We start from the raw sequence: 16,203 nt of genomic DNA, 5'->3' as shown, positions 1-16,203 counted from the left end.
GCAAATGGAAACAGGATGTGGCTTAAAAATAAAACGGGCGGCCTGAGCCGCCCGAGAGGAGCACAAAGGGTTTAAATCGCCCACCCGCCGGCGTAGAAGACCACCAGCGCCACCGCGATAATCACCGTGCCGAGGTTCAGCTTACGCCACTCGCCGGAGACCAGGCGGCCGATCACCAGGGTCGCGAAACCGATCATAATGCCGGTCACGATGTTACAGGTCAGCACGATAAACACCGCGGTGATCAGGCCGGCCATCGCGTCGACGAAGTCGTTGAAATCGATTTTCGCCACGTTGCTCAGCATCAGCAGGCCGACGTACATCAGCGCCGGTGCCGTCGCGTAAGGTGGTACCAGATACGAGAGCGGAGAGAGGAACAGGATCAGCAGGAACAGGACACCGACCGTCACCGCGGTCAGCCCGGTTTTACCGCCGGCCGCGGTACCCGCCGCCGATTCGATATACACCGCCGCTGGCGCCGCCCCGACTAAACCGGAGAAGACGCTGCTCAGGGAGTCGGTGGTCAGCGCTTTACCGCCGTTAATGATCTGTCCGTCTTTGTCCAGCAGGTTTGCCTGGCCGGCCACCGCGCGGATAGTACCGGTGGCGTCAAAGACCGCCGTCATCACCAGCGCCAGCACGCTGGGCAGCACGACCGGGTTCAGCGCGCCGATGATGTCGAGGCTGCCGATCAGCGAGTTGCCTTTATCATCGCTCAGGGATGGCATGGCGAAAATCCCGGAGAAATGGACGTTCGGATCGAAAATCAGGCCGACAATCGACACGCCGATAATGGTCAGCAGAATACCGCCTGGTACCTTCATTTTTTCCAGACCGATGATCACCGCGAGGCCAATCAGCGACATCACCACCGGGAAGCTGGCAAATTTGCCCAGCGCCACCGGCAGACCATCCAGCGGGTTTTTGATCACCAGACCAACGCCGTTGGCAGCGATCAGCAGCAGAAACAGGCCAATCCCGATCCCGGTACCGTGGGCCACACCCTGCGGCAGGTTGCGCAAGATCCAGCTGCGGATGCCGGTTGCCGAAATCACCGTAAACAGGACACCCATCAGGAATACCGCGCCGAGGGCCACCGGAATACTAATGTGCTGCCCCAGCACCAGGCTGAAGGCGGTGAAGGCGGTCAACGAGATAGCGCAGCCGATGGCCATCGGCAGGTTTGCCCATAATCCCATCGCCAGCGAGCCAACGCCCGCCACCAGACAGGTAGAAACAAACACCGCGGCCGGCGGGAAGCCCGCTTTTCCGAGCATGCCCGGCACCACGATGACGGAGTACACCATTGCCAGAAAGGTAGTAAGACCTGCAACAATCTCCTGACGCACGGTGCTACCGCGCGCCGAAATTTTAAACCAGGCGTCTAATGAACCGCCGGTACGCGCTGAAGGCGTAGACATAGAAAACTTCCCCTGAAAATTTTTATTGTTCGTTGGTATGCGTGGTGGACCCTCCACTGCCAGTTAAACGCGATCTCCTTGTACCGAATCGCAGCGCCAGGGGGGCTGCAAAAAAGCAAACGTTTAACTCCACGCATACACTACGGTGTGTCAACCTTGTCTCCTCCCCCTGGATAGCAGATAAAAGAGGGAGCAAAACAGAAAGGCAAACGATTATCCGGCCTTTAGATAACCCTTTTCAACCGATGTTTATCGTATTTCGCTAAATTTCGCTTATGACGAACAGAAAATAACCAGCTGATGCGCAAACGTTATCGTCCATGCGCAATCCGCTAACAATTTTTTAGTCAGTTGCTTTCATTTAGCCGCGTCATCGGATCCGCTGATACCTCAGGCGCCGGGTAAGGTGAAGGGGCCGCCGCGCTCGATGGCCCGCTGCCAGGCCGGGCGCTGCTCCACCCGCTGTCGCCAGGCCTCGATATGGCGAAGATCATCCATGCCGCCGCGGGACAACAGCGCCATCACCGGGAAGCTCATCTGGATATCGGCCATGCTCAGCTGCTCGCCGGCAAACCATGGCCGCGTGGCCAGATGGTTGTCAATGAACCGCGCATGGGTGGCCAGTTGGGGATCGAGCCACGCTTTCTGGATACCTTTGCCCAGCAGCGAGCCCAGCGAGCGGACGCCAAAGGGCACCGGAGGTCTGCCGAGGCTGGCGAACACCAGCTTCATTAACAGCAGCGGCATCAGCGAACCTTCGGCATAGTGCAGCCAGAAGCGGTACTGCAGTTTGTCATCTGTGCCCTGCGGCTTCAGCAGCCCATCGCTGTCCCAGCTCTCCTGCAAATACTCAAGGATCGCTCCGGACTCCGCCAGCACATAGCCGTTGTCTTCCAGCACGGGCGATTTACCCAGCGGGTGGATTTTCTTCAATGCCGCTGGCGCCAGCATCGACTTTTCCCGCTGATAGCGGACTATCTGATAAGGCAGCTGTAGCTCCTCCAGCGCCCACAGTACGCGTTGCGATCGTGACTGATTAAGATGGTGTACCGTCAGCATGGGCCTCTCCCGTCGTTTGTTCAAATTAACTATAGGAACAGGCGCTGATTGCCGGGAAAATTTCGGCAAAATAGTGAGGAAAAAACGGCGGCAGATGCCATAGTTAAAGTGTCGACGCAAACCGGAACCTCCATCAACAGATTGCGCAATACTGAGGGACGTCGACGTCGGGGGAAACCCTCTCGTGAACCAACGAGATAATGCGAAAGACCAAGACCGGAAAACAACTAAAGCGCCCAGTTGTGGCGCTTTAGTTTTTTTAATCCTCCTCCAGCAGCCGGGCGCCGGTCCCCTCTTCCCCCAGCTTATCGCCCGGGTTACGTAGCGGGCAGTCGCGCCGCGATAAACAGCCGCAGCCGATGCAGCCGTCGAGTTGGTCGCGCAGCGCCGTCAGGGTGTGGATACGCCGGTCAAGCTCCTCGCGCCACTGTGATGACAGCATTTTCCACTCTTTTGCGCTGAGATTGTGCCCTTCTGGCAGCACGCCAAACGCGTCGCCGATGGTGGCCAGCGGGATGCCGATACGTTGCGCAATTTTGATAATCGCCACCGCGCGCAGGACATCGCGCCGGTAGCGCCGCTGATTGCCGGCATTCCGCTGGCTGTGGATCAGCCCTTTACTCTCATAAAAATGGAGGGCCGAGACCGCCACGCCGGTTCGTTTTGCCACTTCCCCGGGCGTCAGCAGCATTTTGATGCGGGGTGATTTCTTTTCCATAAAGCGCTTTACCTCAAGTTAACTTGAGGAATTATACTCGCCCGCAGACAAAACGACGAATCGAGAATTGAGAGAGGCCGCTTTATGTCCCATCAGGATATTATTCAAACACTGATTGAATGGATTGATGAACATATCGATCAACCACTTAACATTGATGTAGTCGCCAGAAAGTCAGGATACTCGAAGTGGTACCTGCAGCGGATGTTCCGCACCGTGATGCATCAGACGCTGGGGGATTATATTCGTCAGCGCCGCCTGCTGCTGGCGGCGGAGGCGTTGCGAACCACCCAGCGGCCGATCTTTGATATCGCTATGGATCTGGGCTATGTCTCGCAGCAAACCTTCTCGCGGGTATTCCGCCGGGAGTTTGACCGCACCCCCAGCGACTACCGCCATCAGATCTCCGCGTGACGCGGCGGCTGAGGCACGTTCACGGGCGCGGGCGCATTGGCTAACCACTGCATAAATTCCCGCGCCGGCATCGCTTTCGCAAACAGCCAGCCCTGGCAATACTGCACGCCGCGCTTGTAGAGCCAGCTTACCTGCTCCGGCGTCTCCACGCCTTCCGCGATAGTCTTTAAACGCAACCCGCGCGCCATCTCGATGATGTGTTCGGCAATCAGGTGGCTGGTGTTGTTGGTGGTCAGCGTATCAACGAAGGTTTTATCGATTTTAAGGATATCGACGTTCAGGGCGTGCAGATTATGCAGATTCGAATAGCCGGTACCGAAATCATCGATGGCAATTTCATAGCCCGCTTCGCGGAACGCCTGAATCACCGGCGTGGTCTTCGGTACGTCGATAAACCCCCGCTCGGTTACTTCGATTTTGATCTGCCCGATACAGACCGCATAGCTGCGCGCTTTCTCACTGATCTGTGAAATCAGCCGCGCCGAGTGGAAGTCCGACGCAGAGAGATTGATCGCCACGTACAGCTGCGGATGGCTGGCAAGAAACTCGCCCATTTCGTAAAACAGCTCATCCACCACGTAGTCCGTCACCTGGGCAATCATGCCTTCATTTTCCGCCAGCGGTATAAACTCCGCCGGGTTCATCACCGGGCCGTCAAACCCTGGCCAGCGCAGCAGCGCTTCCGCCCCGACGCAGCGGTTATTTTTAATATCGATAATCGGCTGGTAGTGCAGGCGCAGCTGGCGGCAGCTCAGAGCCCGCTGCAGCATATTGCGCGGCGAGTGATACTGCCGGCGGGTGCGCGACCACACCAGCACCAGTAAAATACTGCAAATGATCCCCAGCGGCAGCGTCAGGCTGGCCTGGTCACAAAAGTTGTGATAATAGCTGGCCCGCGAGGTGGACATAATGACGGCGATCGGCCGGATAGCGGAGCGGGCTATCGTATACACCCGGCCATTCTGATTAAAAAAGGTATCGCCTTCGCGAATCAACGCATGAAGTTCCGCGGGCTCGACATTGTTACTGACCGAGAAAAAGAGGTTGGTTTTGGTATCAAATACGCCATAGGCTAAATCGCGATCGCTGGCGATTACCGAGCTGTACGAGAAGGGATTGACCACCACCACATAGGGCCCCTTCTGCATATAATTCATGGCAAAGCCCGGATAAAACGGCGTGTCCCGGTAATAGTAAATCGCGACATCCGGCTTTTTGGTGTAATTGGCCGCCGGCATCCGCCAGCCGGTTTGCTGATGAACGGACGTTGAACAGATAAAGCGCTGGCCGTTAGCGTAGATCAGATCTTCCACATACAGCAGGCCACGAACGATATGCAATAAATAACGCTGATGGTCCGCTGAGCATAGCTCCCCGCGATAATGGCTGGCTTTCGCCCGGGCCTGATCCGCCTCGCGGATGACCATTTCCGTTTTTTGCAGCGCCAGCTGCGAAAATGAGTGTAATTGATCAATGGTTTCGGCTTTCGCCCGCAGCTGGGCAAACCACAATGCCAGTACCACTGGCAATAAAATAACCAAACCCGTTCCGATGAGCCTTAGCGCCTTATGCGGCGCACTGTCACCCATTTACGCTTACATCCATGCGATATGCCTTAATTAAGGTAGACCAAACACGTTAGCAATCGCGACTGCGATAGACATCAGCAGATTTTCTGCCAGCCCTCACGGGCGTCAGCTTTACCCCTGATGGTGAAGAATAATACTTATTTATCAGGTATTCGGAAGATATTCCGCCAAGATTAAGAATAGACGCGTATCTGACTCGGTTTCTCCGTGTAATAAACAAGAACAGGTAATAAAACCCGCAGAATAATAATCATTAGCAAGGCAATGAAAATAAGATCAGCGGGGGTTGCTCACTAATATCCACACAAATAACATTGCTATTAAACGCAGCGAAAGCTCATTTTTTGACTGGTGAAGAAAGCGCCAAGTGTGATATAGTTCACACAAGTTGATGAAACAGAAATGGCGTTTCATCACTCTCTAGTACGCCAGTTGAGACCAGAGCGCTATGCCATCGTCAGTCGCGCCAGGTCGTCCATGGCTCCCCGACTTTCTTTGAGGATAGGTTAATGGCTTCCATTACTACCAGTGTCGTGTTGTTGCGCTGGCCCCTGGTGAGCGCAGTACTCATGTTTCTCGCCAGCTCACTGAATATTCAGCTTCGCAAAAGCGATTACGCCGGTCTGGCGGTGATCTGCAGCTGCCTCGGCCTTGCCGCCGCCTGCTGGTTCGCCACCGGTTTGCTCGGCATCACCCTGCTCGATATTGCCAAAATCTGGGGCAATATCAAAGATGTGATGATTGAAGTCATGAGTCAGACGCCGCCAGAATGGCCAATGATGATGACCTGAGGTTAAAAAGCTTCCCGACGGGAAGCTTTTTCGTTTTCTGCAGCTCTTATTTCCCCAATTTCGCCATCATCTCCGGACGCATAAATTTATGGATCACCACCATAAAGAGCAGCGATGGCACCAGCAAAATCAGCGCGGTAATCGACGAGACCTGATAGTTACCCGACATGCTGGCGTTATAGAGCAGCAGCGGCAGCGTAGTGATATCCGGCGCCCCGACGAAGAAGGTGCCGGTAAACTCATCCAACGACTCCAGAAAAACAAAGATGCAGGCGGCAACGATCCCTGGCGCCGCCTGCGGCAGCACGATGTGCCAGAAGGTATACACCGGTCCGGCGCCCAGGTTACGCGATGCCCGCGCCAGCAGCGGGTCGATGGCTGAAAACGCGGCCACACAGATCCACACCGAGTACATCAGACCATGGACGCTATGCACCAGCACCACCCCCGCGATAGTTCCGTTCAAGCCCCACTGGTAAAACAGACGAGCAATATTCATGTATACCGTCAGGTTGGGAAAGGCCTGCGGGAGGAGAAACAGCAGCATAAACAGCACCCGCAGCGGCATTTTCCGCCGGGAAAGCGCATAGCCGGCGGGAACGGAAATCAGCAAACAGACCCCCACCGACAGCAGGGCGATCAGTATGCTGGTTAACAGCGAGCTGGAGACATCGCTGTACGGATTGAAAACCTGATACCAGTACTTCAGGCCCCACTGGCTGGGCAGCGAATGGGGAAAATACCAGCTTTCCGCTACGGTCCAGATCAACAGGTTCAGAAGCGGGCCAAACATCGCCAGCAGCATAAACAGCAGCAGCAGGGTCTGCAGCACCGGGCTGGCGTTCACTTTACGGCGTCCTCTTACCCACCATGACGGAGAGGAAACAAGGTTCAGCGCTTTCATCATTCACCGCCTTTTTGCTGCAGGCTATGGCGCAGGTAAAACCACGACAGCGCGCCGCAGATCGCCAGCGACACCACGCCAAGCGCATTCGCCACCGCGTAATCACCATAGGAATTGACGCGAAACGCCATATCCACGGTCAGCATCGTCGGCGTCCCCACGCCGATCATCAGCGGTACCGACAGCACCGACATCATGGTTACCGTCGACAGCACCAGCGCCACGCCGATGGTCGGCAGGACCTGCGGCAGCATAATATCGAACAGCAGCCGCGGCCGGGAGGCGCCAAGGTTACGTGCGGCGAGGATCTGCGACGGCTCCAGCGCCACCATCGCTCCGCAGATCAACAGCGTAGCAAAGGCCAGCTGCTTCCAGACAAAGGTAATGACAATTCCCTTCCATCCCAGCCAGGAGAGGGTCTCCAGCGGCCTGACCAGATCGGCCGCCACCAGCGCATTGTTCATCAGGCCATTTTTGGCGAGAAAAGTGCGCATCATCTGAGCGACGACGATAAAAGGAATAAACAGCGGCAGGCGATACAAAAAACCCAGCAGGCGTACAACGGGCCGGCAAGGCGACAGCGCAATCACTGCCGACAGGGTAATGGCGATCAGCGCTAACAACGCCACCGAGATCAGCACGATAAGCAGCGAAAAGAGCACATCGTTGGCGTAAAGCGCGTAGACCTTGCGAAAATGATCGAGGGTGAACGGCTGTCCCGGCGCGGTAAACGCCGAGACCAGCGAAAACCCCAGCGGATACAAAAACAAGATCGCGACCATCAGCGCGGCCGGGGCAACCAGCAGCAAATATTTTAATGAACTGGACATAAAGAACCTGGCGTTGGCACAAGCAAGCGCCCGGATCGGCGACCCGGGCTGGAAAAAGGGTTAATTGGCCACCTGGCTTTCGTAACCCTCTTTGATATCGTCAAAGTAGGGAGCGATCGGGAAGCTTTTGCCATACTTCGCCAACGCTTCTGGCGAGATTTCGGCAAACAGCTTTTGCCAGGTCGCTGCATCCAGCTTCGGCTTCACCTGCCCGGCGTCGATGCCCGGATACCAGTTGAACTGCTTAACGATCCCCTGCGCCTGCACTTCCGGGCTGGTGGCCAGCGCGATAAAGTCGCGCGCCAGCTGCGGATTCGCCGCTTTCGCCGGAATGACGTAATACATCGGCTGACCCGGCATGCCCGGGGCCAGTAAAGCGAGCTTAATCGATGGCGGCAGCTTGCCCTGATCTTTCCAGCTATAGAACATGTCGACCCATACCGGGCCCATGGCAATCTCTCCCCGACTTAGCATGTCGAGCGTTCCAGCGTTGCCCGGAGTGAAAGTGACATTTTTATTGAATGCCTTCAGTTTCTCATAGGCTTGCTGCCAGCCCTTTTCGACGCTTTTATCATAAGGCGCGGAGGAGAGGCGCTCGGCGTCGGTCCCGTAGGCGTAGATCCAGCCCACCACAAAGCTAACGCCGGACATGCCGTTCTTGATGCCGTTATAGCCAAAAGCCTGAGGATGTTTCTGCGTCCAGGCCACCAGCTCGTCATACGACGCCGGTGGCGTATTGACGAGATCGCTGTTCCACGCGATAGCGGTCTGGCTTAAGAACATCGGCATGACGTATCCGTCGACGTTAACGCCCAGCGCCTGGGTGACGCTCGGCGAGCTCACCATGCCGCCGGTCTGAATATCCTGGCGATATTTTTGCAGCAATCCCTTTTCCACCTGCTCCCCGCCCGCCTTCTGATGCACCACGGCGACGTCGATATCCCATTGCTGCGCGCCGCTCTCCTGCTGGGCGCTCAGCTTCTCGCTAATTTTATTCGACCCGGCGTCGCCTGGGCCGGTACCGATCACCCGCACCTTGACGCCGGGATGAGCGGCTTCAAATTTTGGCCCCAGCCAGGTTTTCACGTAATCCACCATATTCTGATCGCCCGCGGTGGCGACGTTAAGAAAGGTGTCGGCCTGGGCGCTAACGCTCAGGCAGAGGGTCGTTAAGATCGCTGCTTTCGTCTTAGTAAACATGGATTGTCCCCAGAATGAACACGCTGATATCACTGTGATAGTGGTAAAGGAAAAATATGGAGGGCCGGCATGGGCACATGGAGCCTGACGCGGCTTTTCGTCGGCCAGCACTGAGCGGAGTCGGCCTGCAGCAGGCGGTCATGGCAGCGCACGCTGTGGCGATACAGATTGCCCAGAAACGCGCTCTGCTCCACCATCCCCTCCAGGGCGAGCCCCTCCTGCGGCGCGGGCTGCGTTAATTCAGCGAGCGTGGCATCGGCGCTGCGAAAATAAATGACTTTTTCACCCTGCTGAGCAGCCGATAAACCGGATATTGCGGCAGCGGATATTTCATCAGAGGTTATTTTATTATCGGCGCCCATAAAATCAGCGACGAAGGGTGTCGCGGGTCGCTGATATATTTGTTCCGGCGTGCCGGTTTGCTCAATTCGCCCCTGGTTTAATACCGCAATTCGGTCCGCCATCACTAATGCCTCCTGCTGATCGTGGGTGACAATTAATGACGTAAAGCCGAGTTTCTTTTGCAGAGATTTAATTTCATGGCGCACATTGAGCCGCACTTTGGCATCCAGATTAGATAACGGCTCATCCAGCACCAGCACCTGAGGCTCTATCGCCAGCGCCCTCGCCAGTGCCACCCGCTGCCGCTGGCCGCCCGAGAGTTCGGTCACCTTCACGTCAGCCAGCCCGTCGAGATTGACGATCCGTAGCAGCTCCGCCACTCGCCGTGTGATATCCGCCCCGCGCCATTTGCGCAGCTTCAGGCCATAGCCAATATTGCGCGCCACCGTCAGGTGCGGCCACAGGGCGTAGCTTTGAAACACCATGGTGATATTGCGCTGCTCCGGCGCCTGATGGGTGATCGATCGGCTGGCGATGGCGATCTCCCCGCTTTCCACCGGAATAAAACCGCAGAGGGCATTCAGCAGGGTGGTTTTTCCACATCCCGAAGGGCCGAGCAGGGCGATCATCTCCCCCTGCTCGACCGCCAGATCGATATTATGTAAAACCACTTTATCGCCATAACTAATTTTAAGGCCAGAGATCTTTAAATAACTCATATTCGCTACCTGAAAGCGCTGTTGCGGGCATTTTTTATTGGTATGAACACGTGTTCATTTAGCTGTAAAAAAAATGCAACGTTGACTCGACATGATGTGAGCCTACTTTGTCGGGTATTTATGACAATTTAATTAAGCGGCAAAAATTTTTGGCGAGGGTAAATGAAAATAGATGTGCTTGGCTGCGGGAGCGCCTTTTCCTGCACGCAAAATACTTCCGCGTTGCGGGTAATCGACGCGGACAACAAACAGTGGTTAATCGACTGCGGCCCCACCGTTCCCCGCGCGCTCTGGCAGCGCGGCGGCGGGGTCAACGATATCGACGCGATCTACTTCACCCACGTTCATCCGGACCACTGCACCGGTCTGACGGCGCTGCTGAATTACTGGAAAAGCGGCTCCCGCCAGAAGCCGTTGATTATCTACTGCCAGCCGGCGCAGCAGCCGGTGCTCAAGCAGCTGGCCGCGCTGGCGAACTGGCCGCAGGCGGAGCTTGGCTTCACCCTCGACTGGCAAGCGTGTCGCGACGCCTGGACGTGGCAGGACTGGCAGATCCGCACTGCCCCCACCCAGCATGAGCTGAGTAATCGCGCCATCCGTATCACCATTGCCGGGCAGACACTGTTTTACAGCGGCGATGGCCGGCCGACCGCCGACTCGATGGCCCTGATGGCCGGCGCCGGGCTGGCGTTTCAGGAGTGTGCCTCGGTGGCGGCTCTGGACGATGACGCCTCTCATGGCGATTTCCCCTCTTGCCTGATGCTGTTCAGAACGCTGCAGCTCCCGGCGCTGGGGCTCTATCACTGCGAGGACGCTTCCCTGCCGGCGCTGAAGCAGGCCTGCCAGCCGTGGCCGGGTTTATTCGTTTCCCGGGATGGGCTCGCCTTAACGTTGCCGCGTCCCACGTTTAACGACGAGGCGCATATCCTATGAGCCCTGCACCCCGTAAACCCAGCGTCACTGCCCAGGACGTTGCCCGGCGAGCGGGCGTCTCCCGGGCGGTGGTGTCCCGGGCGTTGAGCAGCAACGGCAGCATCTCTCCCGATGCCCGGGCGCGGGTGTTGCGCGCCGCCGAAGAGCTGGGGTATCAGGTTAATTTCCTCGCCCAGGGGCTGAACCGCCAGCGCAGCCACTTAATCGGCGTGATCGTCTCGCGCATCAGCGATCCTTTTCGCAGCGCCCTGCTTGATGCCCTGCTCAACGAGATCCAACGCCAGGGCTTTCAGGCGCTGGTGAGCGAGATCCATAGCGAGCAGGATCTGGCGCACACCCTGCGCCGTTTCGCTCAGTTTCGCGTCTCCGGAGTTATCGTTACCTCCGGCCAGCCGCCGGAAGCGCTGGTGAACGAGTGCGTTCACCAGCATATTCCGGTGGTGGGCATTAACCGTCAACCGACGATCCCCGGGGTGGATTATGTCTGCTCTGATAACGCCGCTGGCGCCGAGCTGGCCGCCGACCAGCTGTTGCGCAGCGGCTGTCGGCGCTTCGGCTGGCTCAATACTCACCCTTCCACCTGGGCCGGACGCATGCGCGGGGAAGCGTTCAGCCGGGCGCTACAGACGCGCGGAGTGAACATCGAACGCGACCTGGCGCACCTCGCCTGTCCGGAAGAGGGCTACGTCGGCGGTGAGCAGGCCGCGGCGCTCGCTGGCGAGGTGCCTGAGGGGATCTTTTGCGCCAATGCCCAGCTTGCCTGTGGCTTTCTCGATGGAATGCGCCAGCGCGGCAAACAGGCGCCTGAGGATTACCAGCTGATTGGTTTTGATAACACGCCGCCGACCGCGCAATATAGCTACCAGCTCACCACCCTACATCAGGATGTGGCGGCGATTTCCCGCCAGGCGCTTACCCGGCTGCAGGAGCGCGCCGCCGACCCTTTACAACCTTCACGCACCACCTGGGTGGAGGTGACGTTAATTCACCGGCGCACGTCGCCCTTTGTTATCTGAGAGCAGGACTATGACGGAAGCACAACGAGAATCATTATGCGACTTGATTCGCCAGGCTGGCGCCCACGCCCAGGCGCTGCGCGATGCGGGATTACAGGTCGATAAAAAATCGCGCCAGGACTTTGTGTCGCAGGCGGATCTCGCGGTAGAACAACAGATTAAAGGCTGGCTGCAGGCCCATTTTCCCCAGGAGGGTTTCCTCGGCGAGGAGAGCGGTTTTGCTGGCGATGAACAGACCGTCTGGGTGCTCGACCCTGTCGATGGCACCACCAACTTTATCCTCGGTATGGATTACTGGTGTATCTCGCTGGCGCGAGTATGCCAGGGCGAGCTGACGCTTGGCATTATCTACGCTCCCGATCGCGATGAGTTTTTCTTCGCCGGCCGCGGCGAAGGCGCGTATCTCAACGACCAGCGTCTGACGCTACGCGAACCGGATCCGGATGCGGTGGTGGTGGGTATGGGCCGTTCCAGCCGCGCCCCGGCCAGCGACTACGCCCAGGCCATCGCGACCCTGCTCGACGCCGGCCTGGAATATCGCCGCTTCGGCGCGGGGGCCCTGATGCTGGCGCATGTCGCCGCCGGCCAGCTCCATGCCTATTATGAAGCGCATATGAACAGCTGGGACGCGCTGGCAGGCATGCTGTTGATTGAGGAGGCGGGGGGAAAGTGCAATGCGTTTCTCGCCAATGAGGGTCTGCGGCGAGGCAACCTCGTGCTGGCGGGCTGCGCAAGCGTCCAGCCGCGGCTGGCGGCCCTGCTGGCGAAATAACGCCACGCCGCCGGCGGCTGGCCGGCGGCGTGGACTGACTACCGCCAGGGTTCGCTGCGGGGAATATTATTCGGACAGCGCTTAATTGCGCAAAAGGACTGGTAAAAACAGGAGTCAGACCGCTCGCCGCCGGCATGGTATGGGCAAGATGGCCGCTCACGTAATTTTTCCCATTGCGCCTCATCGTACACCGTAATATTGTAGATTTTTAATGAATGATACTGGTCATTAATTAAAACTCTCGAGGAATAGAGCTTCATCGACTCGCCGGGCAGCAGGATCACATCGGCCTCGTACCACATGATAAATTTTAAGAAACGCAGACTGGATATTGCCGAGAAGGCGATGCCGGATTGCGGGCAGATCAGAGTATTAAGAATAGTCCATTTCATATTCCTTCCTTATACAGATGCTACAAATTGTTACCGTATATAGTGATAGCATTCATTATTATAAACCGCAAGCGTCCCTGACAATTATGTGACTTAAGACAATTCCTAACAACACAACCCATTATTAGTAACGTTTCATTTTCCTCTCGAAATTTATGATTAGGCCCGATAAAAAACAGCCAAATTAACCTTAAAAAAGAAAATATAATAAAAAATAAGATAATATAAACTTAATTGACAATACGTCTTAGTCCCTCTGGATGAGGCCTCAGTCATTGGTATTAGATGATGCAGCACTGAGCATTACCCGCGGTTGGCAAGAAAAGAGGACCGTAGCAGGCAGCTATTTATTGCGCGGTTACCTCGTCGTACGTCACCAGCTCCGCGAGGCCCTCAGACCGCGCTCGGGTAAATGTCGCGGGTGTCCCGCCAGATCGCATTCCTTAGCGCTAATATCGACATAGCGATTGAGCATATTCTGCTCAATCGCTATGTCGGAAGACAGTCCACAGAATATTGCCACGCCGGTCTAACAAGCCCCGCTGAGGCCCTACCAGGTTTTGCCGATATTAAACTGAAACTGTTCTGCTTTATCACCATCGTACTTTTTAAACGGCTCTGCCCAGGAGAAGACCAGTGGACCAAGGGGAGACATCCACTGCACGGCAATCCCCGCGGAGAGACGAATATGACTCGGATCGCCGTAGTCAGGGATACCTGCCGCCAGCGTCTGCGCGGTGTTGTGCCAGGAGGTGCTCCAGACCGTCCCCGCGTCAACAAACAGCGAGGTTCGCAGACTATCGGCGTATTTGTCATTCACAAAGGGGGTTGGAATGATAAATTCGCTGTTCAGCACCGCCATGGCATTCCCGCCGACCGCATCAGACGAGGCGTCCAGCGGGCAGGCGCTATAGCTGCTTTCGCTACCATTGCAGCGGTAATAAGCCGCTTTAGGCCCAATGGTGTTAGAAGAGAAGCCGCGCACCGACGACGAACCGCCAGCGTAAAAGTTATCGTAGAACGGCACACTTTTGCCGTCTAACCCGCCAGCATAGCCTGCGCGCAGGCGTTCCATCCAGACCCAGCGCTTGTTTTCGCTCAGCGGCAGATACTGGGCGGTGTCAAAAGAGAGTTTGTAGTAGCTATTATCCGAACCAGGGAGCGTCACTTTACCGCTCAGGCTGCTCTTGTTTCCCGCACGCGGGAAGAAGCCGCGATCGAGATCGTTGTAGCCCCATCCAAGACTCACAAAATAATCGTTGGCGCTATATTTTGCGCCACTGTCGCCATCTTTCGTCACCACGCTGGGCTCGATTCCCCGAGAGCTGAGGTAGCGCCAGGTCGTCAGCTCCGGATCCATATTGGTCAGGCGATTATGGACATAATCCAGCCCCAGGTTCAGGGAGTTATTTTCGCTAATGGGAAACCCTAGCGTACTGCCTAAGCCATAGCTCTGCTGGTTATAGCTCCCGGCATCCGCATCGGAAGCATCATAGCTGTTATAAAAAATCTTTCCGCCCAGGCTAATGCCATCGACGGTAAACCACGGATTCGTCGCCCCCAGTTCAAGATAAGACTGATAGCTGTTGCGCGTCCCGTTGAAGCTAACGCTGTTGCCCGTTCCCAGCCAGTTATCCTGCGTCACGCCAAGCTGATAGCTCACGCCGCTATCCGTACCAAATCCCAGGCCCACGTTGAATGAGCCGGTGTTGCGCTCCTTCACCTTGTAGACCACATCGACCTGATCCGCCGTTCCATTGACCGGAACGATCTGCTGTTCAACGTTCTCAAAAAAACCCGTTCGATCAAGACGTACTTTCCCTTGCTCGACTTTTTCGTTGTTGAGCCACGCCCCTTCCATTTGGCGCATTTCACGACGTAACACCGCGTCCCGGGAGGTGTCGTTACCGGAAAAGCGGATCTGGCGTACCGAGTAGCGGCGGCCGGCGTTGACCTGAATATGCAGCGTCACACGATGATGCGCGTCATCGATTTCCGGCGTGGTCGTCACCTGCGGCCAGGCATAACCATACTTACCAAAACGCTTTTTGATCTCATTTTCAACCGTGGTGACTTGCGCCCCGCTATACCATGCCCCCGCCAGCGGCTGGGCAAGGGCCTCGATCTCCGGTCCATGCTGCGCCAGGTCGCCTGTCACCTGAGTTCGGTCGACCCGATAACGTTCGCCTTCATTGAGGGTGATGGTGATATACAGGGATTTTTTATCTGGCGTCATACTGACCTGCGTGGACTGGATCGCAAAGCGCGCATAGCCGCGATCGAGATAAAAACTGCGCAGCGTTTCCAGATCGGCTTCCAGCTTCTGTTTCTGATATTTTTTATCCGCTACCACATTCCACCACGGCACATTATCGCGTAGCTGAAGCTGGTCCAGGAGCGTCTCTTCCCGAAACGCCTGATTACCGATAATGTTTATTTGTGCGATTTTCGCCGATACGCCTTCCTGAAAGACGAACGTTAAGTCAACGCGATTACGCGGTAACGGTGTCACCACAGCGTGAACCTGCGCGCTGTATTTCCCCGCGCTGTAATAGAAATCCTGCAACCCCTTTTCTATTTCGCTAAGCGAATTTCGATCCAGTGCGCTACCTGCTGAAATACCTGTCGCGGTGAGATTTTCCTTTAACGCATCATCCTTCACCGACTTATTCCCGGAAAAACTGATGCTGGCAATAGTGGGCCTCTCCTTAACCTGCACCACCAGCGTTTTCCCATCGCGCAGGATCTGCACATTCTCGAAATTGCCGCTCGCATACAGCGCGCGCACTGCCTCGCTGACTTCCTCTGCCGTCACCGCTTCTCCCGCGTGCAACGGCATACTTAATAGCGCCGCCCCGACGGTCACGCGCTGCAGCCCTTCAAAACGGATATCATCAACTTGATATGAGGTTGCGGCGTACAGCGTTAAAGGGGTAATCAATAATCCGCTGATGATATGAGTCTTTTTTAACATGAATGTGTCGTCTACGAGATAATGAGCAATAGCAGTTATCTGCTGGCGTTGAGCTTATTTGTTCAGGATGCGTATCTAAGATATGCGACAGAAATAACCTGAGCGAGGCGCAGAATTACATGCAATTAT

At 56.2% G+C, this 16,203-nt stretch carries 15 protein-coding genes; 5 read left to right on the top strand and 10 right to left on the bottom strand.

The annotated features are described in order from the left end of the window. Positions 1 to 71: 71 nt before the first annotated feature. The 3 genes from ACQUTI_RS20780 to soxR form a co-directional block, all read right to left on the bottom strand. The gene (locus ACQUTI_RS20780; protein ID WP_122542255.1) at positions 72 to 1,421 is read right to left on the bottom strand and encodes an NCS2 family permease; all 1,350 of its coding nucleotides are present in this window, start codon (positions 1,419 to 1,421) and stop codon (positions 72 to 74) included. A gap of 390 nt (positions 1,422 to 1,811) precedes the next feature. Beyond that, entirely contained in the window at positions 1,812 to 2,480 is a 669-nt protein-coding gene (locus tag ACQUTI_RS20775) for a glutathione S-transferase family protein (RefSeq protein WP_017900107.1), read from the bottom strand. Between the two features lie 259 nt (positions 2,481 to 2,739). Then, the gene (gene soxR / locus ACQUTI_RS20770) at positions 2,740 to 3,198 is read right to left on the bottom strand and encodes a redox-sensitive transcriptional activator SoxR (RefSeq protein ID WP_004109476.1); all 459 of its coding nucleotides are present in this window, start codon (positions 3,196 to 3,198) and stop codon (positions 2,740 to 2,742) included. 84 nt (positions 3,199 to 3,282) lie between these two features. On the opposite strand from soxR, the gene soxS reads away from it, so the two are divergent. After that, positions 3,283 to 3,612 (top strand): superoxide response transcriptional regulator SoxS, encoded by a 330-nt coding sequence (soxS, locus tag ACQUTI_RS20765; protein ID WP_023291646.1) that lies wholly within the window; start codon positions 3,283 to 3,285, stop codon positions 3,610 to 3,612. On the opposite strand, the gene ACQUTI_RS20760 is transcribed toward soxS, so the two are convergent. After that, complete coding sequence (locus tag ACQUTI_RS20760) at positions 3,597 to 5,201, bottom strand: EAL domain-containing protein (protein ID WP_109938622.1); 1,605 nt, start codon at positions 5,199 to 5,201, stop codon at positions 3,597 to 3,599. The two genes, soxS and ACQUTI_RS20760, sit on opposite strands and share 16 nt — an antisense overlap. A gap of 509 nt (positions 5,202 to 5,710) precedes the next feature. Here ACQUTI_RS20760 and ACQUTI_RS20755 point away from each other — a divergent pair. Further along, positions 5,711 to 5,992 (top strand): YjcB family protein, encoded by a 282-nt coding sequence (locus ACQUTI_RS20755; RefSeq protein WP_002885064.1) that lies wholly within the window; start codon positions 5,711 to 5,713, stop codon positions 5,990 to 5,992. 46 nt (positions 5,993 to 6,038) lie between these two features. On the opposite strand, the gene ACQUTI_RS20750 is transcribed toward ACQUTI_RS20755, so the two are convergent. Genes ACQUTI_RS20750 through ACQUTI_RS20735 form a run of 4 tightly spaced genes read right to left on the bottom strand, consistent with a single transcriptional unit; the run spans position 6,039 to position 9,987 of the window. Further along, positions 6,039 to 6,896 (bottom strand): ABC transporter permease, encoded by an 858-nt coding sequence (locus tag ACQUTI_RS20750; RefSeq protein ID WP_065697383.1) that lies wholly within the window; start codon positions 6,894 to 6,896, stop codon positions 6,039 to 6,041. After that, positions 6,896 to 7,726 (bottom strand): ABC transporter permease, encoded by an 831-nt coding sequence (locus tag ACQUTI_RS20745; RefSeq protein ID WP_065697384.1) that lies wholly within the window; start codon positions 7,724 to 7,726, stop codon positions 6,896 to 6,898. The genes ACQUTI_RS20750 and ACQUTI_RS20745 overlap by 1 nt, the downstream gene beginning before the upstream one ends. Positions 7,727 to 7,786: 60 nt before the next feature. After that, positions 7,787 to 8,926, bottom strand: coding sequence for an extracellular solute-binding protein (locus ACQUTI_RS20740; RefSeq protein WP_043519229.1), 1,140 nt, complete (start codon positions 8,924 to 8,926; stop codon positions 7,787 to 7,789). Between the two features lie 29 nt (positions 8,927 to 8,955). Next, complete coding sequence (locus tag ACQUTI_RS20735) at positions 8,956 to 9,987, bottom strand: ABC transporter ATP-binding protein (RefSeq protein WP_004206321.1); 1,032 nt, start codon at positions 9,985 to 9,987, stop codon at positions 8,956 to 8,958. Between the two features lie 162 nt (positions 9,988 to 10,149). Between ACQUTI_RS20735 and ACQUTI_RS20730 the strand changes: the two genes are divergently transcribed. From ACQUTI_RS20730 to ACQUTI_RS20720, 3 genes are read left to right on the top strand one after another with little or no spacing between them, the layout of a single operon-like run. After that, positions 10,150 to 10,920, top strand: a complete 771-nt coding sequence (locus ACQUTI_RS20730) for an MBL fold metallo-hydrolase (protein ID WP_004206319.1) — start codon at positions 10,150 to 10,152, stop codon at positions 10,918 to 10,920. Further along, the gene (locus ACQUTI_RS20725; protein WP_043519228.1) at positions 10,917 to 11,936 is read left to right on the top strand and encodes a LacI family DNA-binding transcriptional regulator; all 1,020 of its coding nucleotides are present in this window, start codon (positions 10,917 to 10,919) and stop codon (positions 11,934 to 11,936) included. The genes ACQUTI_RS20730 and ACQUTI_RS20725 overlap by 4 nt, the downstream gene beginning before the upstream one ends. Before the next feature lie 10 nt (positions 11,937 to 11,946). Then, positions 11,947 to 12,708, top strand: coding sequence for an inositol monophosphatase family protein (locus ACQUTI_RS20720; RefSeq protein WP_049004460.1), 762 nt, complete (start codon positions 11,947 to 11,949; stop codon positions 12,706 to 12,708). A gap of 38 nt (positions 12,709 to 12,746) precedes the next feature. Here ACQUTI_RS20720 and iraM read toward each other — a convergent pair whose 3' ends face one another. Together iraM and bamA are read right to left on the bottom strand one after the other, a co-directional pair. Continuing rightward, a complete protein-coding gene (iraM, locus tag ACQUTI_RS20715) occupies positions 12,747 to 13,100 on the bottom strand; it encodes an anti-adapter protein IraM (protein ID WP_004206315.1) in 354 nt (117 codons plus the stop codon). Positions 13,101 to 13,650: 550 nt separating this feature from the next. After that, on the bottom strand, positions 13,651 to 16,074 hold the full coding sequence (gene bamA / locus ACQUTI_RS20710; protein ID WP_053810873.1) for an outer membrane protein assembly factor BamA: 2,424 nt from the start codon (positions 16,072 to 16,074) through the stop codon (positions 13,651 to 13,653). Positions 16,075 to 16,203: the final 129 nt, after the last annotated feature.

The sequence above is a fragment of the Klebsiella sp. 7-CIP_Kleb. genome (assembly GCF_050378655.1).
Taxonomy (GTDB): Bacteria; Pseudomonadota; Gammaproteobacteria; order Enterobacterales; family Enterobacteriaceae; genus Klebsiella; species Klebsiella quasipneumoniae.
This window is presented reverse-complemented; position numbering and strand designations above follow the sequence as displayed.

Excerpts from the sequence above, each read along its gene's own strand:
- ACQUTI_RS20750 (WP_065697383.1), bottom strand. The coding sequence starts at position 6,896 with ATGAAAGCGCTGAACCTTGTTTCCTCTCCGTCATGGTGGGTAAGAGGA.
- ACQUTI_RS20720 (WP_049004460.1), top strand. The coding sequence starts at position 11,947 with ATGACGGAAGCACAACGAGAATCATTATGCGACTTGATTCGCCAGGCT.
- soxR (WP_004109476.1), bottom strand. The coding sequence starts at position 3,198 with ATGGAAAAGAAATCACCCCGCATCAAAATGCTGCTGACGCCCGGGGAA.
- iraM (WP_004206315.1), bottom strand. The coding sequence starts at position 13,100 with ATGAAATGGACTATTCTTAATACTCTGATCTGCCCGCAATCCGGCATC.
- soxS (WP_023291646.1), top strand. The coding sequence starts at position 3,283 with ATGTCCCATCAGGATATTATTCAAACACTGATTGAATGGATTGATGAA.
- ACQUTI_RS20745 (WP_065697384.1), bottom strand. The coding sequence starts at position 7,726 with ATGTCCAGTTCATTAAAATATTTGCTGCTGGTTGCCCCGGCCGCGCTG.
- ACQUTI_RS20780 (WP_122542255.1), bottom strand. The coding sequence starts at position 1,421 with ATGTCTACGCCTTCAGCGCGTACCGGCGGTTCATTAGACGCCTGGTTT.
- ACQUTI_RS20755 (WP_002885064.1), top strand. The coding sequence starts at position 5,711 with ATGGCTTCCATTACTACCAGTGTCGTGTTGTTGCGCTGGCCCCTGGTG.
- ACQUTI_RS20775 (WP_017900107.1), bottom strand. The coding sequence starts at position 2,480 with ATGCTGACGGTACACCATCTTAATCAGTCACGATCGCAACGCGTACTG.
- ACQUTI_RS20760 (WP_109938622.1), bottom strand. The coding sequence starts at position 5,201 with ATGGGTGACAGTGCGCCGCATAAGGCGCTAAGGCTCATCGGAACGGGT.
- bamA (WP_053810873.1), bottom strand. The coding sequence starts at position 16,074 with ATGTTAAAAAAGACTCATATCATCAGCGGATTATTGATTACCCCTTTA.
- ACQUTI_RS20725 (WP_043519228.1), top strand. The coding sequence starts at position 10,917 with ATGAGCCCTGCACCCCGTAAACCCAGCGTCACTGCCCAGGACGTTGCC.
- ACQUTI_RS20735 (WP_004206321.1), bottom strand. The coding sequence starts at position 9,987 with ATGAGTTATTTAAAGATCTCTGGCCTTAAAATTAGTTATGGCGATAAA.
- ACQUTI_RS20730 (WP_004206319.1), top strand. The coding sequence starts at position 10,150 with ATGAAAATAGATGTGCTTGGCTGCGGGAGCGCCTTTTCCTGCACGCAA.
- ACQUTI_RS20740 (WP_043519229.1), bottom strand. The coding sequence starts at position 8,926 with ATGTTTACTAAGACGAAAGCAGCGATCTTAACGACCCTCTGCCTGAGC.